Source organism: Streptomyces sp. NPDC014995 (genome assembly GCF_043080745.1).
Lineage (GTDB): Bacteria > Actinomycetota > Actinomycetes > Streptomycetales > Streptomycetaceae > Streptomyces.
The window spans coordinates 82,894-106,028 of record NZ_JBIBVX010000002.1; the positions used below are offsets into that span (position 1 = coordinate 82,894).

The 23,135-nt window shown below is 70.6% G+C and carries 26 protein-coding genes; 12 read left to right on the top strand and 14 right to left on the bottom strand.

Annotated features, from left to right (window positions below; all coding sequences use genetic code 11):
- Window positions 1-130: 130 nt before the first annotated feature.
- The 11 genes from ACF1A1_RS04755 to ACF1A1_RS04805 all read right to left on the bottom strand — a co-directional run bounded on the left by ACF1A1_RS04755 (window position 131) and on the right by ACF1A1_RS04805 (window position 8,746).
- The gene (locus ACF1A1_RS04755) at window positions 131-1,276 is read right to left on the bottom strand and encodes a DUF3631 domain-containing protein (RefSeq protein ID WP_391645453.1); all 1,146 of its coding nucleotides are present in this window, start codon (window positions 1,274-1,276) and stop codon (window positions 131-133) included.
- Window positions 1,273-1,683, bottom strand: a complete 411-nt coding sequence (locus ACF1A1_RS04760; protein WP_391645455.1) for a hypothetical protein — start codon at window positions 1,681-1,683, stop codon at window positions 1,273-1,275. Before ACF1A1_RS04760 ends, ACF1A1_RS04755 begins: the two co-directional genes overlap by 4 nt.
- A complete protein-coding gene (locus ACF1A1_RS04765; protein WP_391645457.1) occupies window positions 1,680-2,576 on the bottom strand; it encodes a bifunctional DNA primase/polymerase in 897 nt (298 codons plus the stop codon). Before ACF1A1_RS04765 ends, ACF1A1_RS04760 begins: the two co-directional genes overlap by 4 nt.
- Window positions 2,573-3,232 (bottom strand): DNA cytosine methyltransferase, encoded by a 660-nt coding sequence (locus tag ACF1A1_RS04770; RefSeq protein WP_391645459.1) that lies wholly within the window; start codon window positions 3,230-3,232, stop codon window positions 2,573-2,575. Before ACF1A1_RS04770 ends, ACF1A1_RS04765 begins: the two co-directional genes overlap by 4 nt.
- Window positions 3,229-3,924, bottom strand: a complete 696-nt coding sequence (locus ACF1A1_RS04775; RefSeq protein WP_391645461.1) for an SAM-dependent methyltransferase — start codon at window positions 3,922-3,924, stop codon at window positions 3,229-3,231. Before ACF1A1_RS04775 ends, ACF1A1_RS04770 begins: the two co-directional genes overlap by 4 nt.
- A gap of 88 nt (window positions 3,925-4,012) precedes the next feature.
- Window positions 4,013-4,477 (bottom strand): hypothetical protein, encoded by a 465-nt coding sequence (locus ACF1A1_RS04780; protein ID WP_391645463.1) that lies wholly within the window; start codon window positions 4,475-4,477, stop codon window positions 4,013-4,015.
- A gap of 204 nt (window positions 4,478-4,681) precedes the next feature.
- Entirely contained in the window at window positions 4,682-6,811 is a 2,130-nt protein-coding gene (locus tag ACF1A1_RS04785) for an FtsK/SpoIIIE domain-containing protein (RefSeq protein ID WP_391645465.1), read from the bottom strand.
- Between the two features lie 111 nt (window positions 6,812-6,922).
- On the bottom strand, window positions 6,923-7,240 hold the full coding sequence (locus tag ACF1A1_RS04790) for a hypothetical protein (RefSeq protein WP_391645467.1): 318 nt from the start codon (window positions 7,238-7,240) through the stop codon (window positions 6,923-6,925).
- The gene (locus ACF1A1_RS04795) at window positions 7,240-7,587 is read right to left on the bottom strand and encodes an RRQRL motif-containing zinc-binding protein (RefSeq protein WP_391645469.1); all 348 of its coding nucleotides are present in this window, start codon (window positions 7,585-7,587) and stop codon (window positions 7,240-7,242) included. The genes ACF1A1_RS04790 and ACF1A1_RS04795 overlap by 1 nt, the downstream gene beginning before the upstream one ends.
- Window positions 7,587-8,474, bottom strand: coding sequence for a DUF2637 domain-containing protein (locus ACF1A1_RS04800; RefSeq protein WP_391646377.1), 888 nt, complete (start codon window positions 8,472-8,474; stop codon window positions 7,587-7,589). Before ACF1A1_RS04800 ends, ACF1A1_RS04795 begins: the two co-directional genes overlap by 1 nt.
- A gap of 2 nt (window positions 8,475-8,476) precedes the next feature.
- Window positions 8,477-8,746: a DUF6284 family protein gene (locus ACF1A1_RS04805; protein ID WP_391645471.1), complete on the bottom strand. Its 270-nt coding sequence runs from the start codon at window positions 8,744-8,746 to the stop codon at window positions 8,477-8,479.
- Window positions 8,747-9,234: 488 nt separating this feature from the next.
- On the opposite strand from ACF1A1_RS04805, the gene ACF1A1_RS04810 reads away from it, so the two are divergent.
- The 8 genes from ACF1A1_RS04810 (at window position 9,235) to ACF1A1_RS04845 (ending at window position 15,549) form a co-directional block, all read left to right on the top strand.
- Window positions 9,235-9,993 (top strand): GntR family transcriptional regulator, encoded by a 759-nt coding sequence (locus ACF1A1_RS04810; protein ID WP_391645473.1) that lies wholly within the window; start codon window positions 9,235-9,237, stop codon window positions 9,991-9,993.
- Entirely contained in the window at window positions 9,990-10,667 is a 678-nt protein-coding gene (locus tag ACF1A1_RS04815) for an AAA family ATPase (protein WP_391645475.1), read from the top strand. Before ACF1A1_RS04810 ends, ACF1A1_RS04815 begins: the two co-directional genes overlap by 4 nt.
- Before the next feature lie 641 nt (window positions 10,668-11,308).
- Complete coding sequence (locus ACF1A1_RS04820; protein ID WP_391645477.1) at window positions 11,309-11,545, top strand: hypothetical protein; 237 nt, start codon at window positions 11,309-11,311, stop codon at window positions 11,543-11,545.
- A 453-nt stretch (window positions 11,546-11,998) separates the two neighbouring features.
- Window positions 11,999-12,175, top strand: coding sequence for a hypothetical protein (locus ACF1A1_RS04825; RefSeq protein ID WP_391645479.1), 177 nt, complete (start codon window positions 11,999-12,001; stop codon window positions 12,173-12,175).
- 41 nt (window positions 12,176-12,216) lie between these two features.
- Complete coding sequence (locus tag ACF1A1_RS04830; protein ID WP_391645481.1) at window positions 12,217-12,510, top strand: Dabb family protein; 294 nt, start codon at window positions 12,217-12,219, stop codon at window positions 12,508-12,510.
- 217 nt (window positions 12,511-12,727) lie between these two features.
- A complete protein-coding gene (locus ACF1A1_RS04835; protein WP_391645483.1) occupies window positions 12,728-13,561 on the top strand; it encodes an RNA polymerase sigma factor SigF in 834 nt (277 codons plus the stop codon).
- Between the two features lie 291 nt (window positions 13,562-13,852).
- Complete coding sequence (locus ACF1A1_RS04840) at window positions 13,853-14,764, top strand: RNA polymerase sigma factor SigF (protein ID WP_391645485.1); 912 nt, start codon at window positions 13,853-13,855, stop codon at window positions 14,762-14,764.
- A gap of 494 nt (window positions 14,765-15,258) precedes the next feature.
- Window positions 15,259-15,549, top strand: a complete 291-nt coding sequence (locus ACF1A1_RS04845; protein ID WP_391645487.1) for a hypothetical protein — start codon at window positions 15,259-15,261, stop codon at window positions 15,547-15,549.
- 103 nt (window positions 15,550-15,652) lie between these two features.
- Here ACF1A1_RS04845 and ACF1A1_RS04850 read toward each other — a convergent pair whose 3' ends face one another.
- The gene (locus ACF1A1_RS04850) at window positions 15,653-15,850 is read right to left on the bottom strand and encodes a hypothetical protein (RefSeq protein ID WP_391645489.1); all 198 of its coding nucleotides are present in this window, start codon (window positions 15,848-15,850) and stop codon (window positions 15,653-15,655) included.
- A 259-nt stretch (window positions 15,851-16,109) separates the two neighbouring features.
- Between ACF1A1_RS04850 and ACF1A1_RS04855 the strand changes: the two genes are divergently transcribed.
- The 4 genes from ACF1A1_RS04855 (at window position 16,110) to ACF1A1_RS04870 (ending at window position 20,655) form a co-directional block, all read left to right on the top strand.
- A complete protein-coding gene (locus tag ACF1A1_RS04855; RefSeq protein ID WP_391645491.1) occupies window positions 16,110-16,628 on the top strand; it encodes a MarR family winged helix-turn-helix transcriptional regulator in 519 nt (172 codons plus the stop codon).
- A gap of 13 nt (window positions 16,629-16,641) precedes the next feature.
- Window positions 16,642-19,206 (top strand): MFS transporter, encoded by a 2,565-nt coding sequence (locus ACF1A1_RS04860; protein WP_391645493.1) that lies wholly within the window; start codon window positions 16,642-16,644, stop codon window positions 19,204-19,206.
- Window positions 19,207-19,277: 71 nt separating this feature from the next.
- Window positions 19,278-20,135, top strand: coding sequence for a YceI family protein (locus ACF1A1_RS04865; protein WP_391645495.1), 858 nt, complete (start codon window positions 19,278-19,280; stop codon window positions 20,133-20,135).
- Window positions 20,136-20,184: 49 nt separating this feature from the next.
- Window positions 20,185-20,655, top strand: coding sequence for a PPOX class F420-dependent oxidoreductase (locus ACF1A1_RS04870; protein WP_391645497.1), 471 nt, complete (start codon window positions 20,185-20,187; stop codon window positions 20,653-20,655).
- A 69-nt stretch (window positions 20,656-20,724) separates the two neighbouring features.
- On the opposite strand, the gene ACF1A1_RS04875 is transcribed toward ACF1A1_RS04870, so the two are convergent.
- Window positions 20,725-21,483, bottom strand: coding sequence for a TetR/AcrR family transcriptional regulator (locus tag ACF1A1_RS04875; protein WP_391645499.1), 759 nt, complete (start codon window positions 21,481-21,483; stop codon window positions 20,725-20,727).
- Between the two features lie 89 nt (window positions 21,484-21,572).
- On the bottom strand, window positions 21,573-23,069 hold the full coding sequence (locus ACF1A1_RS04880; protein WP_391645501.1) for an MFS transporter: 1,497 nt from the start codon (window positions 23,067-23,069) through the stop codon (window positions 21,573-21,575).
- Between the last annotated feature and the right edge of the window lie 66 nt (window positions 23,070-23,135).

Consider the following 23,135-nt stretch of genomic DNA (forward strand, 5'->3'; position numbering starts at 1 on the left):
ACTTCCGCTACCGCCGCTACCTCGCAGGTCAGAGGCCTGTTCGAGGTAGCGGGAAGGGGTAGCGGTAGCGGATAGGCAGCGGCGGGGTAGCGGCAGATTCCGGTGCTTGCCGCTACCCCATAACCGCTGGTCAGGCGGCGTTTTCCATGCCGGGTAGCGGAGGTAGCGGACTTTCCGGGGGAGGGGGGCAGTAGCGGGCCCACGCGTCCCAGAGATCGGCGGCGTAGTAGCCCTTGAGGACACTCCCGGCGGCCTTGATGTTGCGGGAGGCGATGGGCTCGTTGTCGGCCGTCATGTACTCGGCGAGCATCTTCGACAGGCGCCGGTTGTCGAGCGGCTTGCCGTTGAGGTCGGCCCATGGGGCGTCGTCCATGGCGTTGAGCCGGTCCAGAATGGCGACGGTGGGCAGGCGGTCGATGCCGACCATGACGTGGTCGCGCAGGTCGGTCAGCAACCGGACGCCCAGGCTGCCCTTGTCGTTGGCGCGGGAGGCTTTGACCAGGGTCAGGCAGGCTTCGCGGGCCCGGTCGGGCCAGGCTCCGCCGGCCGCGTCGGCGATGGCGAGCAGCGGTTCCCACACGTCTGCCGGCCGGTCGGCGACTCCGTCCGGCATGTCGGGCCATGCCCCCATGACGAACCCTCGCGCCTGCTCCGCCCATTGGGCGAGCCGGTCACGGAGCTTGTGCCCCTCCGCCTCGTGGATGCGGGCCCGGAAGGGCTCCACCTTCTCGTTCCTGGCCCGACGCCGCATGCGGATGATGACGGAGCGGGTCAGGATCGTGTCGGGCAGCGAACCGAGACCGGCGACCGCGACTGCGCAGTACGAGGGGAACGCCTGCACGGTCTGGTTGCCGCCGTCGCCGATGCACCGGTACGTGACCCCGGTGCGGCGGTGGCCGGCGTTGAGGAATCCGCGCAGTTCCTCGTTGTCCCCGGCTTTCGGGCCGAAGACGGTGTCGATCTCGTCGAACAGGATCGTGGGCTTGCCGTTGACTCCGGAGACGGACCGGAAGAGGGCGGCGGCGGAGGCGTTGACGGCCGTCATGGGCTGCGGCACGAGGGTTTCCACGATTTCCAGCGCCCGGGTCTTGCCCGACCCCGGCTCCGGGGACAGGAAGGCGATGCGGGGGGTGGAGTCGAAGCAGTCGAGCAGGTGAGCGTGCGCGTCCCACAGGGCGACCGCGACGAACGCGGCGTCGGTGGGGAAGACGTTGAAGCGACGGTGGAAGGCTTCCACCTCGTCCAGCAGCGCGGCGCCGTCGATGGCGGTGATCATGCGGCGGCCCTCCCTTCGGTGGGGGCGGCGGGCGTTCCGGTGCAGGTGGATTGGTGGTAGTCGTAGTCGGCGACCAGCGCGGCCATGTCCTCGGGGCCGGTGGCGGTGCCGGTTTCTCCGCAGGCGCAGGCGTAGGCGGCGGTGGGGGTGCTGCCGTATCGCTTGGACCAGCGGGCGCCGTCCCAGTGGTGGCGGTAGACCGGCGGGGCGGAGATCCGGATGCCGGGCCGGTCCGGCGTCGGGAAGGTGTCCGTGTGCTGGTTCGAGCGAAGAGCAGTCACGACGCCCTTACGGGCGGCGCCCCTCGGGGCGCCCTCGGCCCGTCGGGGTGCGGCCGGTACGGCGCCCGTCGGGCCGTCCGGGGTGGGGGTGACGCTCTTCAGGGAGGGGCGGGGAGGGGTGCTCATGCTGTCCTCCGCCGCTGGTTGTGGGCGATGGACCAGTTCAGGGCGCTGCGGAGGGTTGAGCGGCACTCGGCGACGGTGAGGCCGGCCGCCTCCCCCGCCTCCTGAAGAGCCTGCTCCACCCTGTGCCGGGGGAGGTCGCCCCACGCGACGAACCGCCCCAGGGCGCGCGCGGCCCGGAACAACGCGGCCTCGCGCCCGCCATGGGCGGCGCGCGCCACGTTCTGAGCCTCACGGGTGAGTGCTACGTCAGCATATCGGCGGGATTGCCCCATTATGGCCGCTGACGGTGCCTCAGACGGCCTGGGGGCCGGACGGAGGATGCTCAGCAGCCATCCGGGCACGGTGGCCGCCTCAGGGCCGCACAGAGCCTCGTAGTCTCCCGCCGGGGTGGTGCTGCCGGCGGCGACGACGTAGCCGCCCCATGCGCGGGTATCGACTGAAGCGGCCACGGTGCGGGCGGTGTTGGACAGCCGGACCCCGGGCGGTGCGGTGAAGTACAGGTGCTCACCGCCGCTCGCGGTCCGGGTGCGGTAGGTGGCGGGAACGGCGTGCCCGGCGCGCTCGCAGAGCGCTGCAAAGGTCGTCATGCCGTCAGACGTGTCCGAACTGCTCTTGTCCTTGGGCACGTCTAGGTCGACCACCAGCAGCCCGGAAGGGCCGGTGGCGATACCGACGTTGAACGGCGCCCGCGCCCACGTCGCACGGATACGGTCCGGGTCGGTCGTGGCCCGCTGCTCCCACTTCCGGTGCCCGTCGGAGCAGGGACCGGTGCCGGGGCAGCGCTGCTCTCCGTGGAGGGCGGGGCGCTTGGTGCCGGGACGGAGCGGGAAGACGTGCCAGCCGCGTTCGGCGGCGTCCAGCGCGGCACGCATCAGTCGCTCGGAGTCGGTCATGCGGCGGCACTCCCTTCGAGGGCGAGGAACTGGGCGGCGATCCACTGGGAGTAGGCCGGGGGGACGGCCTTGCGGGCTTCCAGGTTGGTCATCCAGGTGCAGCCCATGGCGTTGGCGTAGGCGCGCTCGCCCTTGTGCTCGAACGACATGAGCTTGTTGCGGCCCTTGGGGTGCCAGCAGGGCGGGACCAGGTCCCCGCCGCCGCCCCACGAGGTCTCGAAGACGCGGTGGCGGCGGACGTTCAGCCCGAGCTGGGAGCCGCACAAGATGTAGTCCGGGCGCAGCACGCCTGCGGCTGCCGTTTCGGGGACGTTCTCGATGACCCACGGCCGGCCGGTGGCCTGCATGGCATCTCGCCCCGGGCCGATCAGGTCCGGGTGCGACTCCGGGTTGCCGCGCCACTTGGTGACAGTGGCGTAGCGCTCGCAGGGCCAGGAGCCGTGGACCAGGTCGAAGGCGTGGCCGTACTGGGCGGCGTAGTCCAGGCCGTCGGCCTGGACGAAGGTGAAGGGGTAGTTGGGCTGCGGGCGGACGTCCACGCCCACCACGTCGAATCCGGCGAGGTAGTAGCCCATGGACAGCCCGCCCGCTCCGCAGCACAGGTCCAGCAGGCGCAGGCCGTTCGGGCGCCGCAGCGGCAGCACGCGCGCGCTCATGCCGCCACCTCCAGCCGGTCGGCGGACAGCAGGGCGAGTGCGGCGGCGCCGATGTGCTGGGTGTAGGCCGGGGGGATGCACTCGCGGATGCCGTCGCGGTTCATCCACGGCACCCCGAGCACGCGGCGGGCCAGGTCGACGCCGGAGAAGTTGCCGACGAACTGGCCGTAGTGGCCGGGCGGGACGGGGCGGCCCATCTTGGCCTGCGGGACCAGGTGCGCCGGGTGGTCCGGCAGGGTGAGGTGGAAGTCGCCGCCGGTCTCGAAGTACCGGTGCCGGTAGTTGTCCAGGCCGAACATCTGCCCGCACAGCATCACCGGTGCACGCAGCTTGGGCACCGCGCCCCGCACGTTCTCGATCACCCAGGGGCGGCCGGTGGCTTCCAGAGCGGTGCGGGTGGGACCGATCAGGTCGGGATGGGCGTTGCCCTGGAGGCGCTGGCATTCGGTGTCGTGCTGGCAGGGCGGGGAGGCGTGGATGAAGTCGAACGCGGCGCCGTGCGCGCGCACGAACGCGATGGCATCGGCCTGGACGAACCGGAACGGGTAGCGGGGCTGCGGGTCCTTGTCGACGCCGGTCACGTCGAACCCGGCGTCGGCGTAGCCCTTGGCCGCGCCGCCCTGGCAGCAGAACAGATCCAGCAGCGTCGGCCGTCGGCTGCGCACTCGCCGGATGGTGGCGGGTTGCGTCATGCTGGGAGACCTCCACAGGTCAGGTGATGGCAGGTGGACAAGAGCGGCCCCGACTTCTTGGCGGAATGGGGGGCCGCTCTTGGCGTAGCTAGCCGTGGAAGTGGTTGCGCTTGATCACGGCCTTGCGGATGTTGACGGTGGTTCCGCCCCGGTGGCCGCTCGCGCTGAACACCTGCACGGCGATCCATCCGCCGAAGACGACGGCGGCCAGGGTGATGAGCTGGGTGATGAACGCGGTGAGGGCGGCGATGAACGAGGTGAGCAGCAGCAGCCCGCCGCACACCGCGAGAAACCCGACGCCTCCGAGGGCGACGTTCACCGCCGCGCGGGAGACGGCCGGCTTCGCGGCCACCGGCTCCGGGCGGGCATGGTCGATGGCGTAGCCGGTGACGACACGGCCGTCCGGCAGGACGACGCTCGCGACCGCCGGAACCGTGCCCGGCTGGACGGGAACGACCGGCGCCGGGTACGCGGCGGCGGGGGTGATCGGCGTGGGCTGGTGGACTTCCACGGCCCGCTGAACGGGCGCGTGGTTCGTGTGGCCGGGGTACATACGGAATCCCTTCCGGTGCTTGGCCGGGGAGGCAAAGGCACCCCCTTCGGGGTGCCGTGTGGAGGGGTGTTTCGGGGGTCTGAGCAGGGAGACTCCCCGCCTCCCCGAAACGGTGTTTTCGCTGATCAACGCGGGGGAGGTGGTCCGGGGAGGGGGTTGGGGAGTTCTCCCCGCCTCCCCGGGCCGGACGGCCGTGCCTCCCCGCTACTCGGCGGCGGAAGCGGAACCCTCGGCGTCGCGGTTGACGAGCGCCCGCAGAACGTGATCGCGGTGAATGACCATGACCCCGTGCGACTTCTTCGGCTCCTCGCCGTGCTCCTCCAGCAGCCGCTTCAGTCGGTCGTTGGTCCACTGGTCGCCGTAGGTGCCCGGGTCCAGCGCGTGCAGCCGCTTCAGGACCTCGTTGGTCCGCAGGCGCGGGGCGTCGCCGAGGACGTCGGCGACGTCGGCGAGCGCGTCGCGCTCCTCGCCATGATCGACCACGCGCAGGGTGGCGACGCCGTCGCGCAGGGCCTTGGCCCGGTCGGCGACCTCGGCGGCCGGCTCGTCGTCGATGAAGTGGGTCCGCACCGTGATGGACGCCTGCCCGGCCGGAATGGCGATGCCGTCGGAGGCAACCACGAGGGTTCCCTTGTCCAGGCCCTGGCGCAGCAGGTGCGGAGCGGCTCCGCCGTCCACGGCCTTGTCCCCCAGCGCCATCCGGGCCTGCGACTCCGTGCCCAGCACGAGGGAGGCACGGGTGTGGGCACCCTCGCGCACGAGCTTGGGAAGGTTCTGGTCGGTGGGGTCCTGCGTGCCCTGCCACATCAGCACGTCGACCGCACGGCCCTGGTTGTGAATCTTGCGGACCGCCATGAAGTACCGGGACGTGGCCTTGGACCCGCCGTAGGGCCGCTTGTCGTCGCCGACGACCGGGCACATGAACGCCAACTGTGCTTCGTCCACCAGCACGATCAGCGGCGTGAACACGATGCTCGGGTCACGGCGGCGTGCCTCGATCCGCCGGTTCATCTCCTCCACCGCGTCCTCGACCATCTCGGTCGCCTGGATGACGTGGTCGTCGGACGGTCCCTCGATCAGCACCTGCGCGATGCCGTCGAACATGGCCCAGTCACCGATGCCCTTCAGGTCGGCGATCCAGAACTGCACCGACTTGTCCAGCGCCAGCCACAGGGCCAGCGCGCGCAGGGCGGCGGTCTTGCCCTGGTTGGACAGGCCCGTGACCAGCAGGTGCCGCTGATACAGGCTGATCGCGGCGGCGTCGCCGCGCAGGTCCTGCCCCCAAGGAGCCCTGCCCGTCTTGTAGTTCGCGGTCAGGGTCTCGTCGGTGACCAGCGGAGACGGGCCGATCGGCTCGTCCAGCGCCCCGGAATCGGCGATCCACAGCCGGACCGTGCGGGCCGCCTCGGGGATCGTGATGAACACCTCGTGCTCGTGCCGGGTCAGGTTCTCGGCGAGCTTCCGGCGCTTGTTCTGCACCTCGTTCGTCGCCACCCCGGAGGGCAGGGTGACGTCCACCTCCACGCCGCATCCGGCGATTCGGATCGGTCCCAGCATGGAGGCGCCGGCGTCGCCCATCTCCTTGATGGCCTTGGCCAGGGCGGGCACGCCGAGGTCACGCAGGGCCTTGACCACGATGGAGGGAGTGATCGGCTCACCCTCACCCGACCGGACGTTGGCCGGGAGGGCCCAGGCGGGTGCGGCGTGCTGCTTGCGGCCGACCGCCCACAGGGCGAGCAGCGCGAGGAACGGGCCGATCGTGAGCGCCGGTCCCCAGACGATCTGAACGATCCGGATCAGCAGGGCGATGAAGTCGATGGTCGCGGACAGAGGGGTGACCACGTCCCGCACCTCGCCCGTGTTGATCGCCATGACAACGCCGAGGGCGACCAGCAGGCCGATGCTCATACCGGCGCCGACCGCGACGCCCTTGGCGGCGTCCACGGGCGAGTGGAGCAGGTCCATGCGGCGGTGGTGGCGGGCCGCACGGAAGCGCGTCAGGCGCTCCTCCCACTCTTCCGCCGCTTCCAGGTTTCCCGCGGCTTCGGCGGCGCGGATCATGCGTTCGTAGCGGGCGCCGGTCTTGCCGTCCCAGGTGCGGCGGGCCACGATCCGCCCGCCGTTGAACGTGTAGGACGAGTGCCGGGCGACCGCCCGGACCGTCGCCCTGGTCGTCTCGTGCGTGACGGCCGTCTTCACCGCGCGCCCGGAGCGCACCCACAGGGGCACGGGCGGCGTCGGCGGGGCGTCGGGCACGACGGTGAGCACCGTGGGCGCCGTGTCGTCGGCCGGGGGGTCGGTGGGCTTGTGGAGGTGAACGACGTTCTCAGACATGCTGGAACTGCTCCTGACTGCCCCATCGGGGCGGGAGTGAGGGAGTGCAGGTGCCGGGGTGGCCGGGTCCGTGGAAAGAGCGGCCACCCCGGCGTGCGGGGGTTGGGCTGGTCACCACCAGCCGGACGACTTCTTGGCGGCCTTGGCGCGGGCCGCCTCCGTGATGAGCCGCTGCCGCTCGCCGTGCAGCGCGGTCAACTCGGCGTTCAGCCGCATCTCGGCGGCCGTGCCGGTGGTGTCCATGCGCTGCTCGGAGCGGGCGGCGCTGCGGCCCCGGGTGATCTGGTAGGCGCCGGCGGCCAGGGCGCGGGCCATGGCGCGGCGCTCGCTGCCGTTCAGCGGCCACCACTCACCCCGGCGGACCGCTTCCAGCTTCTTCACGGTCTTCTCGATCTCGCGGTCCAGGCGGCGGATCTCGGAGTTGCCCATCAGATGTTCCCTTCGGACCTGTCCGGGTCGGGGTAGGCGCAGGGCACGCAGGTGCCGAGCGACGTGGGGATGACGTATCCGGCATCGCGCCGGCAGGCGGGGCAGGTGCGGCGGGCCCGGTTCGCTGCGGCGAGCGCCGCCCGCCGAGCCGGCGTCATCGGCCGGACCGGCAGGGCGAGGTCGATGCGGTAGAGGTAGGCGACCAGCGGCCCCCGGCGCCGCCGGGGGCGTTCGAGCTGCGCGGCCACGCACTGCCCGCCGGGCCGCAGCCCGCGTTCGCGGAGTTGGCGGCGGGTGGCGTAGCCGTCCGGGGCGAGGTGCCACCGGTAGACCGGCAGCGCACCCATCAGGCGGCCGGGGCGGCGGCCCGCTCAGCGAGCAGGGCGTCACGCAGCTTGCGGGCGTTCACCGGCGACGTATGGACGGCGCGGCGGATGCCCTCGGCGGTCACCTTCTCGTCGGGCAGACCAGCGGTCGCCGACCGTGCCTCGTTCAGCAACTGTTCCGGAGTGCGCTTGGGGCGGGTCGACTTCGCGGCGGCCGGGACGCGGCCCGTCGCGCGTCGCGGTCGGGTCGACTCCGCCGCCACCGCCCGCCGCTCGATCGGGGCGACCGGCGCGGGGGCGATCTGTGGGATCGGCTTGAGGGCGAGTCCCGGTTTGCGGTGGTCGACCGGCGACCGGTCGGGCACCCGCACCACCGTGGCGGTGACCTGCGGCGGGGTCGATTCCACGAGGTCAGCCGTAGACCGTTTCCTCTCGGTCTCGGTGGATTCCTCCGCATTCGCGGCCGTGACCGGGATCGGGGCGGGGCGGTGGTGCAGCACCTTGGCGACGAGGTCGGAACCGAAGTAGATCGACCCGACCGGCAGCGAGGTGGCCAGCAGGACCAGGGCCCAGTTCGCCGGGTCCCAGTCGGCCAGCCGTCCCCAGTCGACCGTACGGCCGTGCAGCTCCGGGACCAGCCCGTGCACGTAGTTCAGTACGAGGGAGGCGATCGTGTAGGCGCCGAGAACGCGCAGGGCGAAGCGGCGGGCGTCGCCGGCGAGCACGAGGGTGGCGACCAGAGCGAGCGCCATCAGTCCGTCGACCACGAACGGGTACAGCGTCGCGGCCGTGTCGTCGGCGCCGACCGCGTTCGCGATGTCCCGCAGCGCGTTCCAGGACACCCGGAACGCCATGCCGACCACGGCGACCAGCGCCAGCACCAGGGCGGCGCGCCCCTTGCGGTTCAGGCTCACGCGGCATCCCCGGGAACGCTCGTGCCGGCCGTGCGGTTGAGCAGCGCGACACGGGCGGCGAGCGCCCTGCGGCGGGCCCGGCGGATGCGGCGGACGTCCAGCTCGGTCGGGGTGCGGTCCAGGGTGACGATGTGCGCGTCCAACAGGTCGACGTCCGCCAGGATCACGGGCATCTCCTGCTCGATCGCGTCCAGCTCGGCGTTCGTCGGCTCCATGAAGTCGGCGAACGCGGTAACAGCATCCTGAACAGTGACGATGTGGCTCATTGGGTCGTGGTTCCTTCCAGAGAGGAGCGGCCCGAACAGCGCCCCTGGAGTGCCAGCTCCAGGGGCGCGCGCCGTTGAGAGGGAAAGAGCCGCACCTGAGCGGTGCGGCGGGCCGCGTGCGCGGCCAGTGCCCCGGGCCGGATTCGATCCGGCGCCCTTCACGGCGGAATACCGGGGCGGTGAACGTGTCTCCTTCGGGGGTGCAGCGCCCGTATCAGGTAGCGCGGCATGACCCCGTTGTAGGCGTATGGAGACGTGACCTTTCGGTCTAAGCCCTCCCGAATGACCAGGGTCGGGTGCGCCCTCGGCCCGCTCTGTCCCGGGCCCCTTGACCCCGAACGGCCCCTGACTCAGAGCGCATTGAGGTCCTGCACCCCCGATCGGGCGAACCGACCGGCGGGCACATCCCTAAGGTTCCCTAGGGTTCCCTGCGGTGTCAAGCGGTAAGCTAGGGAACCTCAGGGAAGTGACGACAAGGAGCGGACGACATGGCAGGCCAGGCCGACAATCGGGCGCCGTACGCGAAGATCGCCGCCCATTACACGCAGCTGATTACGTCTGGTCAGCTACAGCCAGGGACCCTCTTGCCGAGCATCAAGAACCTCTCGGAAGAGTGGAAGGTGAGTACGGCGACAGCCGAGAAAGCCCTTCGCAAGCTGCGCAACGAAGGGCTTGTTCGTGGCATCCACGGCATCGGTACCGAAGTGCTGGACCAGCCGACTCCGATGTCATCCGGGGCGCAGCGGCAGGACCGGGGACGCCGTACCGGGTCTAGCTGGGGAGCAGGCGAGCGATCCGACTCACACCAGGCGGCCGTGGTGCCCGCCCCCGAGGAAGTGGCACAAGCGCTGGACATTCAGCCCGGCTCCGACGTAGTGCGCCGTAGCCGCGTGTACCGGGACCGGCACGGCATCGTCGCTCACAGCACGTCGTGGATTCCCGCCCGATACGGGAAGCTGATCCCTCAGCTAGCAGTGAGCGAGCGCCTGACGGGAGGAACGTCGCTCCAGCTCATCGCCCAGGCGACCGGTCACCCGATCAGCCACCGCATCGACACCGCTTCCGCGCGCCTACTGACGCCGGAGTACGCCCGGCTCCTGGAACTGGACCCTGACAACCCGCCGACGGACCCGGTGGTCGTGATGACAGCCAAGTTCGTGGACAGCGAGGGCAACATCGTGGAATACGGCGTGGACCTCGGGGGTCCCGGCCGGACATGGCGCACAGAATCGGAGGTCTCCCCGTGACGGTCGTGGACGACACGCTCGTGCGCGTGCTCGAAGACCGCCTAGAAGCACTGCTTACGGCCCGCAGGGCTGGCACAATCACGCCCGAAGCTGAAGCGGAGGTGGCCGCCATCTCCCGAACCATGACGAGACCGATGCCCCCACGCCCGCCGTTCTGTGTCCTGATGGCCGGACTCCCCGGCTCCGGCAAGACGACGCTTTCCCGCGCCCTCACCGACCGTGGGTTCGTCCGACTGTGCCCGGACGAGGAGATGTTCCGCCGGCATGGCGTCTATGGAGTGGACTTTCCTAGGGGCGTCTTCCCTACCCTTGAGCGACCGGTCCTGGAAGACGTGGCGGTCGACCTCAGGGAGCAGCTCAAAGCCGGGCACGATGTCGTCGTTGACCACGGCTTTTGGACCCCGGAGGACCGGGCTAAATGGCGAGCGATCGCCACAGACTCCGGCGCCACCCCAGTAGTCGTCTACCTCGAGGCAAGCCATGACGAACTGTGGGCGAGGATCAGCAAGCGGAACGAATTCCACGCGGACGATCCCAACTCGATCTACTTCTCCGAGAGCGACCTCCAGCGGTATCGAACCCGTTTCATCCCTCCTCAGGCAGACGAACCGCACCTGTTGTATGAGGGTGACCCGACGGCCGTGATAGCAGCCCTCGAAGCCTCTCGCCTCTAACGTAGTGATCCCCCTGACCAAGGTCAGGGGGATCACTACGTTCAACTATGCCGTTGAGGAGTTTCGCCGACCGAGCAGGAAGTACACCAGCGGCAGCAGCGTGGCCAGAAGGACCAGGCCAGCCTCTAGCTGCCACGGCATACCCGCGTGCACCAAGTTCAGAGCGCGCGCCATGAGGTACGGCCCGAGGGCCGAACCTCCAATCCCCGTGGCGACCCCGAGAGCCCTCATCAACAAGTGAGACTGTTCCGCCGGGACCCCAACAGCAATTGAGGGACCTTCAGGAGTAGTCGTGAAGGTGACGTGGGCAGCCGGAGTCGGCTGTTCGTCGGACGACGAGATCATGCGGCCGTGCATAGTAAACCTCTCGGCGGGTTTGCTGCTGCTGGCTGCTGGTGCTGCTACTCGACGCCCCAACGCGGGAGCGAACATCACTCCCGCGGTGGACCAGAACTCCGGCTGCTCAATCACGCATGGAACCCGAGACAGCCGTACTCGAAACAGAAGGCCATAGACAGCGCGACTAAGGCCACCAGGGCTGGTCACGATAGCCCCGGCTCCGGAACTCTAGCAGGAGTGGTGCATAGACGCACCAATCTGGTGCGGCTACGATGCACAGGCCAGTACACAGGAGGAAGCGCATGTCTCAGTCCGCCAACCGCTCGCGTAGTACGGCGAACGAGCGCTACTCGGTGACGTTCGTTCCGCCCGCAGTGGACGCCATCGCCGACCTGACTGCAAGCACCGGCTTGTCAAAAGCTGATGTCATCAATCGCGCTGTACAGATCTACGCGTACCTAGAGGCTCAAACACAAGACGGGGCAGACTTGCTGCTTCGCCCGCCGGGCGGTTCACCCGAGAAGCTACACATCATTTGAACAGCCCTGATGCTGCGGCCGCCCGTCTCAGTTCCCGTCTCATTCAGCCTCGTACGGCATCGTCCACAGCCGTTCAACGAGTGGTCGAGGATGCGAGAACGAACGAGGTCGAACCGTCCTGAACGACCGCCTGACCAGCACGAACAGACCTCGAAAGCGAGTGTGGCGCAAGTCACCGAGGGTTCAAATCCCTCCGCTACCGCTGACAACACCCCCCGACCGCGGGAACGCGGTCGGGGGGTGTTCTGCGTTCGGGACCTCGTCCGCCTCGTCCGCCTCGTCCGCGTCGTCCGCGAGGCATTCGCGTGGCGTTCGGGAGACGGTCGGGAGATGTTCGGGACGTTCGGGAGAGACGTTCGATCGTCGAGCCGCTGGTCGTACATGATGATCTGAGGGTTACACTCGCCGCCGGCAATAGGGGGCCCTAGGGTCAGCACTCACAGGGAGGCCGCGGTGGCGGTGAACGCCAAGAAGATCGCCGTCTACGTACTCGTGGTCTTCGTGCTGTACGTGATCATCACGGACCCGGCCAAGGCCGCGGACTACGTCCAGATAGGGTTCCAGGGCATATCGGACGCCGCGCAGGCCATCGGCGACTTCTTCACCTGGCTCGCCGACGGGGCGCAGTAACGGCGAAGGAGCCGGGGCCGCCGACCACGCTGGGAGTTTCCATGATCCGCCACCTGGTCCTCTTCAAGCTCAACGAGGGCGTCGAGCGCGACGACCCCCGGGTCGTGGAGGGCGAGGCGGCCTTCCGGTCCCTGGGCGACCGGATCGAGGAGCTGCGCTTCTGGGAGCTGGGCTGGAACATCAGCGAGCGCCCCATCGCCTACGACTTCGCCATCAATTCGGCGGTCGAGGACGCGGCCGCCCTCAAGCGGTACCTCGAGCACCCGGCCCATCAGGCGGGCGTCGCCCTGTGGCGTGAGTTCGCCACCTGGGTGGTCGCGGACTACGAGTTCTAGGCCGCGTACCAAGCCGCGCCCCTTCGGACGTACCGAGCCCTCCGCCTGAACGACGGGGGGCTTTCGCATGCGACCGGCCCTCAACTTGTCCCTCAACACGGCGTTATGGGGTGCTTGCACACAATGGACTGTCTTGTGATGCTATGACCGCTTTTGACGGATGAGTGGACCGATGAAGTTCCGATGAAGCCCGACAAAGACCGATGAAGAGGTGGCGTTGACCGTGTCGGCCAGTACTGCGCCGCCCCAGGAGGAAGCATCCGCGCCCGCCCCCGGTCCGGAGAAGCGCCGCGGCGCCGACACCCGGGCACTGACCCAGGTGCTCTTCGGCCAGCTCAAGGAGTTGCAACCGGGCACACCGGAGCACCACCGGGTGCGCGGGGCGCTCATCGAGGCCAACCTCCCGCTCGTGCGCTACGCCGCCTCCCGCTTCCGCTCCCGCAACGAGCCGATGGAGGACGTCGTCCAGGTCGGCACCATCGGTCTGATCAACGCCATCGACCGCTTCGACCCGGACCGGGGCGTGCAGTTCCCGACGTTCGCGATGCCGACGGTCGTCGGCGAGATCAAGCGGTACTTCCGCGACAACGTCCGCACGGTCCACGTACCGCGCCGGCTGCACGAGCTGTGGGTGCAGGTCACCAGCGCGACCGAGGACCTGACCACCTGTTTCGGCCGCACGCCGACCACGGCCGAGATCGCCGAGCGGCTGCGGATCAGCGAGGAGGAGGTGCTCTCGTGCATCGAGGCGGGCCGCTCGTACCACGCGACGTCCCTGGAGGCCGCGCAGGAGGGCGACGGGCTGCCCGGCCTGCTGGACCGCCTCGGCTACGAGGACCCGGCACTGGACGGCGTGGAGCACCGCGACCTGGTCCGCCACCTCCTGGTCCAACTCCCCGAACGGGAACAGCGGATCCTGTTGCTGCGCTACTACAGCAACCTCACCCAGTCCCAGATCAGCGCGGAACTCGGCGTCTCCCAGATGCACGTCTCTCGGCTACTGGCGCGTAGCTTCCAGCGGCTGCGCTCGGCGAACAGGATCGACGCGTAGTCCGTCCGAGGGATCGGCCGTAACCGAATGCGGGAGCGAGTGGTCACCGTTGCGAGCGAATCGCTCACCAGGGAGGATCCCGACAGAACTGCGCTGAAACACCGTCACACCCCCTTTTTCCAGGGCCGATTCGTTACCCAGATGTCGACATGTCACTACAGCGTGTTGCCGACATGTGACATTCTGCGGGAAGCGCGTTTGCCGAGGCTTCGGCTCCGGTATTCAGGTGAAGGCTGACCTTCCTCTCCGGGAGAGTCCGCCGCGACCGTCCCGCGACCCAAAGGGGGTGGCATGTCCGCAGACCAGGGCAGCTCGAAGGTGCTCACGCTCACCAAGAGCGAATCCGCGCCCACCGAGCCCGTCACGCCCGTCGAGCCCGACCTGCTCGACGACGTCACGGCCCTCGAGGCCGCGCCCACCCCGGCTCTGCCGGCCACGGGCGCCATCGACACCCGCACCCTGTCCCGCTCCCTGTTCCTGCGGCTGGCCGCACTCGACGAGAACAGCCCCGAGCGTGCCTACGTCCGGGACACGCTCATCGAACTCAACCTCCCGCTCGTGCGCTACGCCGCGGCCCGCTTCCGCTCGCGCAACGAGCCGATGGAGGACATCGTCCAGGTCGGCACCATCGGCCTGATCAAGGCGATCGACCGCTTCGACTGTGAACGCGGCGTGGAGTTCCCCACGTTCGCGATGCCGACGGTCGTCGGCGAGATCAAGCGCTTCTTCCGCGACACGTCGTGGTCGGTGCGGGTGCCTCGCCGCCTCCAGGAACTGCGTCTGGCCCTGACGAAGGCCAGCGACGAGCTCTCCCAGAAACTGGACCGCTCCCCGACGGTCGCCGAACTGGCGGCGGTCCTGGGCGTGTCCGAGGAGGACGTGGTCGACGGCCTGGCCGTCGGCAACGCCTACACGGCCTCCTCCCTCGACTCCCCGGCCCCCGAGGACGACGGCGGCGAGGGCTCCCTGGCCGACCGCCTCGGCTACGAGGACACCGCGCTGGAGGGCGTCGAGTACCGCGAGTCGCTGAAGCCGCTCCTGGCCAAGCTGCCGCCCCGTGAGCGCCGCATCATCATGCTGCGCTTCTTCGCCAACATGACCCAGTCGCAGATCGGCGAGGAGGTCGGCATCTCCCAGATGCACGTCTCCCGGCTGCTGACCCGCACGCTGGCCCAGCTCCGCGACGGCCTGATCTCCGACTAGAACGGCGCCGACACGGGCTTCCCTCCTGACGGACCGTCAGCCACACTGGCGCGATGCGCCGACCTCCATGGACACATGGCCGCCGGGGCGCCCTGCTGGGCGCGTCGGCGGCCGTTGTCGTGTGCGCGGGAGCGGTAGTGGCCGTGGGCCGGGATGGCGGGGGCGAGGGGTACGTGGCGGTGGGGGCGGCGCCGGGGGCGTCGGGCGCCGCGGCCTCGCCGACGGGGGAAGTGAGGCTGGTGCCGCTGGAGGGCGGTGCCGACTCCCCTGCGGACACCGGCCGTCCGGCGCCCGCACCGGGGAGCACCGCGGCCTCGTCACATGAGGGGGGTGCCGTCGGCCCGGCGCCCGGGCCGCGCTCCCAGTCGCCTCGGGCGTCGACACGTTCACCCTCGCCGACGGCCACGGTCCCGCGTACGGATCCCTCCACGCCCTCCGGTCCTTCCGCGCCCTCCACCGGGCCCTCGGGGACTCCCGGCCCGGCCGTCCTGAGCGTGGGCGAACCCGTGCGGACGGCCACGGACCGGCGGTGGTGCGAGCAGGTGACGCTGGAGTTCCACAACTCCGGGGGCACCGCCGTCCGTTCGGGCACCGTGACCTTCGGGACGCACATCATCGACGCCCTGGGCACCGACTGGTCCACGGTCGAGTCGACCGGGCCCGTGCCGGCGCCGGTCTCCCCCGGCGCACGCGAGCAGGGCACCTGGACGGTCTGCGTCGACGCCTGGCGCGTGCCGCTGGGCATGCGGGTGGAGACGCGGGTGGTGTCGGTGCGCTGGGAGTGAGAGCGGGGCGCGCGACAGCTGCTGAAGCCGCCTCAGCCCGGCGGCCTCGTGAGCCACGGGAACGGCGCGAACTGCACGCCGCGGGCCGCAGGAGCGGGTCGGGCTACTTGAGCGCCAGCCAGGCCACCGCCGCCACGATCGCCACCGCGACGACCACGCCCACGATCAGGCCGATGCGGGGGCCGGCCGGCGCGGGGGCCTGGCGGGAGGACTGAGGGGCGCCCTCGTCGACGAACGCGCGGAACATCTGGGTGCTGCCTGCGGGGTCCTGGTTGCCCTGGGGGCCCTGGGTGTTAGCCATGGGCCGAGACACTAGCGAAAGCGGGCGGGGCAGCCCAAGTGGGGGTCGTCACGCCCCCTCGGACCCTTTCCCTCACCTCTACAAGGTCCGCCGGTACACGCTCCGCCGGAGGGCGTCCTCCCGCTCCGCCGGGCTCATCAGCACGTTTACTCCCCAATACTTGCCTTTGCCAAGTTTTTGTCGGCCACCCCGACGTTTTATTTGCCTGTAACAACCAAGCGCTTCTATGGTTGCCCTAAGCAACGAAACGGGAGGTGTGATGGCCGGGCAGGCGCAGTACGAGCAGTACGAGGAGCTGGCGCGTCAGCTCAGTGCCCTCGGGGCCGTGAAGCGGGACCTCGGGCGGATCCTGCCGCCCGACTGCTCGGCGGGCTCGGCGGGGGTCCTGGCGCTGCTCGACCGCCACGGCGACCTGCGCATGAGCGCCCTCTCCGAGCTGCTCGCCGTCGACATGTCGGTGACCAGCCGGTACGCCGCGCACCTCGCCGAGCGGGGCTGGCTCGAGCGCTCACCCGACCCGGCGGACAAGCGCTCCCGCATCCTGCGCCTCACCCCCGAGGGCGAGGCGATTCTCCTCGAACTGTCCCGCCGGAGCACCGACCTGCTGGCGGAGCGCCTGAGCGACTGGACCGAGGACGAGGTCGGGCAGCTCATCCGGCTGATGGCCCGGCTGCGCGCCGGCTTCGGCGACTGCCGGTCCGCCCCGCACCGGCCACCGCCCGCACCGCCCGTTCCCGTACGCGAACCGTCCACCCGTACACCCGCACAAGCGACGTAAGAGAAGGAAGCCCATGGCAACGACCACACCAGCCGGTGTGCGGGCTCACGCCAAGCACGGGGGAGGCTCCGCCGGGCGCTCCGGCGACGCGCCGATGACCCACCGGCAGATCATGGAGGCCCTGTCCGGGCTGCTGCTCGGGATGTTCGTGGCGATCCTGTCGTCCACGATCGTCTCGAACGCCCTCCCGGAGATCATCGGCGACCTCGGCGGTGGCCAGTCCGCCTACACCTGGGTCGTCACCGCCACCCTGCTGTCCATGACGGCCGCCACTCCCCTGTGGGGCAAGCTCGCCGACCTGTACAGCAAGAAGGCGCTCGTCCAGCTGGCGCTCGTCATCTATGTGCTCGCCTCCGCGGCCGCCGGTCTGTCGCAGAACGCCGGCATGCTGATCGCCTGCCGTGTGGTGCAGGGCATCGGCGTCGGCGGGCTCTCCGCCCTCGCGCAGATCGTGATGGCGGCGATGATCTCCCCGCGTGAGCGCGGTCGTTACTCCGGCTACCTCGGCGCGACCTTCGCCGTCGCCACCGTCGGCGGTCCGCTGCTCGGCGGTGTCATCACCGACACCAGCTGGCTCGGCTGGCGCTGGTGCTTCTACGTCGGCGTGCCCTTCGCCGTCATCGCCCTGATCGTGCTCCAGAAGACCCTGCACCTGCCGGTCGTGAAGCGGGACGTGAAGGTCGACTGGGCCGGCGCGTTCTTCGTCTCGGCCTCGGTCTCGCTGCTGCTGGTCTGGGTCACCTTCGCCGGTGACAAGTACGACTGGCTGTCCTGGCAGACGTACGCGATGGTCGCCGGCTCGGTCGTCCTCGCGCTGGTCTTCGTGCTCGTGGAGTCCCGGGCCACGGAGCCGATCATCCCGTTGCGGCTGTTCCGCAACCGCACCATCACCCTGTCGTCGATCGCCTCGATGTTCGTGGGCGTCGCGATGTTCTCCGGCACGGTCTTCTTCGCGCAGTACTTCCAGCTGGCCCGCGACAAGTCGCCGACCATGTCGGGTGTCATGACGATCCCGATGATCGGCGGGCTCTTCGTCTCCTCCACCGTCTCCGGGCAGTTCATCACCCGCACCGGCAGGTGGAAGGCCTGGCTGGTCAGCGGCGGTGTGCTCATCACGGCCGGTCTGGGGCTGCTGGGCACGATCCGCTACGACACCGAGTACTGGAAGACCGCGGTCTTCATGGCGCTGCTCGGGCTCGGCGTCGGCATGATGATGCAGAACCTGGTGCTCGCCACGCAGAACCAGGTGGACCCGGGCGACCTCGGTTCGGCCAGCTCGACCGTCACCTTCTTCCGCTCCCTCGGCGGTGCGATGGGCGTCTCGGCGCTCGGCGCGGTCATGGCGAACCGGATCACCGACTACGCCCAGGACGGCATCGCCGGCCTCGGCCCCGAGTACGCCTCGCAGGCTTCCGGTTCCAGCTCCACCGGCGAGATCCCCGACATGGACAAGCTGCCCGTCCCCCTGCGCACGGTCATGGAGAGCGCGTACGGCCACGGCATCGCCGACGTCTTCCTCATCGCGGCGGTCATGGCGCTGCTCGCCCTCCTCATCACGCTGTTCATCAAGGAGGTCCCGCTGAAGACCAAGGGCGCGCTGGCGCAGACGGCCGCGGTGGCCGAGGAGTCCCCGGCGGAGGCCTCGGCGCAAACCCCGGCGGACGTCCCGGCTCGGGCCGCGGCTTCCGCCGAGCAGCCGCGGGAGAGGGTCCCGAGCTGGGCCGTCGCCGCCTCCACCACCGAGGCGAACCCCGACGGCACGCGGCGGCACGCGGCCGTGGCCACCGTCGACGCCCCCACGGCGTCCTCCGGCAACGGCGGCGTCCCCGTCCGCGGCTTCGTCCGCGGCGCGGAGAGCGCGCCCGTCCCGCAGGCCGCCGTCACCCTGATCTCCCTCGCGGGCCGGCAGCTCGGCCGGTCGGTCGCCCAGGCCGACGGCTCCTACACGCTGGACGCGCCCGGCACGGGTTCGTACGTGCTGATCGCCTCCGCCGACGGGTTCCAGCCGCAGGCGTCCACGGTCGTGGTGAACGGCGAGCCGGTCGCGTACGACATCCTGCTCAGCGGGACCAGTGGGCTCGGCGGTGTCGTACGGGCGGCCGGGTCGGGGGAGCCCGTCAAGGACGCGATGGTGATCGTCACCGATGTGCGCGGGGACCTGCTGGCCACCGGAACCACCGGCGACCAGGGCGAGTTCTCCTTCGCGGAGCTGGTGCCGGGTGCCGTGACCGTCGCGGTGAACGCCGCCGGGTTCCGGCCCCGCGCGCTGCCCGTCGAGATCGGCACGACCGGCGTGACCCGCGTCGAGGCCGTCCTCGAGGCGGGGGCGCAGGTCCAGGGCGTCGTCCGGGCGCCGCACGGCCCGCTGGCCGACGCGCGGGTGACGCTGGTGGACGCGGCGGGCAACGTGGTCGCCACGGCCACGACCGGCGCGGACGGGGCGTACGCCTTCACCGACCTCGACGGCGGCGAGTACACCGTCATCGCGACCGGCTACCCGCCGGTGGCCACCGCGCTGACCGTCGGCGGTACCGGCGTCGACGGCCACGACATCGAACTCGCCCACCCCGGCGAGTAGGACGACACGGCACCGGCCCGTGGCGGGGTGCGCCTCGCCACGGGCCGGTGCCCTCCGAGGAGTTACCTGAGATGGCACTGACCGCCAGGATCCGCACCCGGGACGGGTGGGCCGTGTCGCACGCGGTCGTCACGGTCACCGACACGACGGGCACGCAGGTGCTGCGCGCCGAGGCCGACGCGGAGGGCGTCGTCCGGGACCCGACGGCGCTGGCGCCGGGGGCGTACACCGTGATCGTCACGGCCGTCGGGTACGCGCCGACCGCCTCCAGCGCGATCGTCACCGCCGGGGGCACCTCCCGCTCGAGCGAAGCCGGGAGTGCGGGAGGGTCGGTCCGGGTCGGCACGGTCACGCTGGCCCGGCAGGGCGGCACCGAACTGCCCCCGCCCGGCCCGTGGACCGTCGACCCGGCCCACTCCACGGTCGGCGCGGTCGCCCGGCACCTGGGCATCTCCAGCGTGCGCGGCCGGTTCACGGAGTTCTCGGCGAGCGTCGAGATCGCCCCGGACGACGTCACCAGGTCCCGCGTGGAGGCGGTGATCCGCGCCGCGTCCATCGACACCGGCAACAGCACGCGCGACACCCACCTGCGTTCCGCGGACTTCCTGGACGTCGAGACGTACCCGGAGATCACCTACCGCTCCACCGGCCTGACGGCCGCGGGCCCGGACCGGTGGACGGTCCACGGCGACCTGAGCCTGCGCGGGGTCGTCCGCCCCGTCGACCTCGACCTCGCCCATCTCGGCACCGGCGCCGACCCGTGGGGCGGCACCCGCGCGGCCTTCCGCGCGACGGCCGAACTCCACCGCGAGGACTTCGCCATGAACTACAACCAGGTCGTCCAGGCGGGCATCGCCGCCATCGGCACGACGCTGAAGGTGGAGCTGGACGTCCAGGCGGTGCGGGGGGAGTCCCTGCCCCGGGCGTGACACCGGCGGGGTCGGCCGCGGTGGACGCCGCTGCGCCTACGCTGACCCCATGGCACCGAACATCGCGACCAACACCTCCGTCAGCCTCGACGAGCTGCTGGACTTCGTACGCCCCCGCCACCGCGCGATCCTGCTCACCCGGCGGGCCGACGGCGGCCCCCAGGGGTCGCCGCTGACCTGCGGGGTCGACGACTCGGGCCGGATCGTGGTGTCCACGTACCCGGAGCGGGCCAAGACGCGCAACGCCAGGCGGGACGAACGGGTCAGCCTGATCGTCCTGAGCGACGACTGGAACGGACCATGGGTCCAGATCGACGGCACGGCCGAGGTGATCGACGCCCCCGACTCCGTCGAGCCGCTGGTGGAGTACTACCGCAACATCGCGGGCGAGCACCCGGACTGGGACGAGTACCGGGAGGCGATGGTCAAGCAGGGCAAGTCGATCATCCGGATCACCCCGGAGCGGTGGGGGCCGGTGGCGACCGGAGGCTTCCCGGCCCGGCTCGCGCCCCAGGAGTAGGCCGGGGAGCGGCTCGCGCCGCAGGAGTAACCCGGGGAGCGGCTCAGGAGTGGCCGGCCGGGGGGCCGGTCAGCCTCGTTCCACCATCGCCTCGATGCCCGCCACCAGCAGGTCCAGGGCGAAGGTGAAGTCCCGGTCGAGCATCTCGGTGACCGTGTCGCCGCCGCGGGCCGCCATGATGTCCTTGGACTCCTCGACGACCGAGGCGATCTGCGGGGCCTCGGTCACCGTGTTCATGGAGTGCTGGAAGTACTCGTCCGGCGTCATGCCCGCGTCCGCGACCCGGCCGAAGAAGTGGCCCTCGATCGTGCCGTAGCCGTACACGAACTGGAAGACGGCCGAGATGGCGCTCGTGACGCGGTGTGCGGGCAGGCCGCTGCGGCGGATGACCTGCTGGATCGTGCGGGAGAACGCCAGGGAGTGCGGGCCGATGTTGAGGTACCGGCCGGCGAGCGGCGACAGCCAGAGGTGGCGCACCAGCAGCGTGCGGTACGCCGTGGCCAGGGCGCGGAGCTGGTCGCGCCAGTCCGCGCCCCCGGCCTCCGGATCGGGCAGCTCCAGTTCGCCGAAGGCGGCGTCCAGGGCGAGTTCGAGGAGGTCGTCCTTGGTGTCGACGTACCAGTAGACGGACATCGCCGTCACGTTCAGCTCGGCCGCCAGCCGCCGCATGGAGAACTTGTCCAGCCCCTCCTCGTCCAGCAGCCGTACGGTGACCTCGGTGATCCGCTCCCGGTCGAGCCCCGACGGCTGACCACCGCCCCGACCCCGGCGCGCCTTGCCGTCCAGCCACACGCTGGACCGTGCGGCCTTGCCAGCAGCCTTCACCATGGCGCACCTTCCTGGGGTTCCGGGCACTGATGACGATGCTAGGCCGTGTCCTTCGGATCATCCCGGGGCCGGGGGGCCTGGCACGCGGCTCATGAGGCGCCCACCGCCTCCGCGTCCTTCTTCTCCGCCCTGCGCAGCAGCCCCGCCGCCACCACACCCCCGAGGAACACGGCCGCCGCCCCCACCAGTTGGCTGGTCTCCAGCCCCGAGGAGAACGCGTCGACCACCCGCTTCCGCTCCGCCGCCGTGTGCGCCGCCGCCAAGGCCACCGGCAGGGACACCGCCGCGAACCGCGAGCTGAGCACGGCCCCGAGAACGGCCACGCCCAGTCCGGTGCCGAACTCCGCGAGCGTGCCGTTGATTCCGGCCCCGACCCCCGCCTTCGCGGGCGGTATCGAGCTCATGATCGCGTGGGCCATCGCCGGGCCGGCGATCGCGGTGCCCGTACCGATGAGCAGCAGCCCCAGAAGCGTGCCCGCGTAACCGCCGGAGGCCGTCGTGGCGACGGAGACCAGCCCCCCGGACATCAGCGTCATCCCGAGCAGGATGGAGAGGGGACCGCCCAGCCTCGCCATCCACTTCGCCGCCACCCCCGTGAAGTTGAGGGCCACGACCGTCAGCGCCAGCGGCGCGGTCCGCAGGCCCGCCTCCAGGGGGCCGTAGCCGAGGACGAACTGAAGGTGCTGGGTGAGCAGGAACAGCGCGCCGCCCATGCCGAAGGTGACCAGGACCGCGCCGGACACCGCGCCCGTGAACCGGCGGTCGCGGAAGAAGTGCGGGTCGAGCATGGGATACGGGATCCTGCTCTCCCAGTGGGCGAACAGGGCGAGGACGAGCACCGCCACGGCCGCGCTCACCAGCACCCGCCCCGACGTCCAGCCGTGCGACGGGCCGGAGATGATCGCGAAGACGAGCGAGCTCATGCCGATCGTGGAGAGCAGCGCGCCGAGCAGGTCGGGGCGGTCGCCCCGGGGACTCCTGGACTCGGGGACCAGGGTGACGACCGCCACCAGGCCCAGCGCGACGACCGGCAGGTTGACCAGGAAGATCGCGCCCCACCAGAAGTGGTTGAGCATGAAGCCGCCGATGAGCGGGCCGGCCGCGAAGCCCAGCGAGTTCACCGCGGCCCAGATGCCGATCGCCTTCGGCTGTTCCGCGGGCGCGAAGATCTGCATCGCGACCGCGAGGGTGGTGGTGATCAGCAGCGCCCCGCCGATGCCCATCCCGGCGCGCGCGGCGATCAGCTGGCCGGAGGTCTCGGCGAGGCCGGCCCCCAGCGAGCCGATGCCGAACAGCGCCAGGCCGGCGGTCAGCATCTTCTTGCGGCCGTAGCGGTCGGCGGCGCTGCCGGCGCTGAGCAGCAGTCCGGACTGGACCAGCGAGTAGGCGTTGATCATCCACTGGATGTCTGCGGTGGCCGCGTCCATCTCGCGGGTCAGCGACGGGATCGCCACGTTCAGGACGGTGTTGTCGAGCACCACGGTGAGCTGCGCGAGGCAGATCACGCCGAGGATCAGCCAGCGCTGGGGGTGGCCTTCGGGGGACGGGTGTGCGGAGGGCGCGGCGGAGGTGGAGGGCGCGGACATGTTGTACACCGTAGAACAGTTCCCATACGGCGTACAACAGCCTTTCCGGCCGTACGGGAAAGGCGG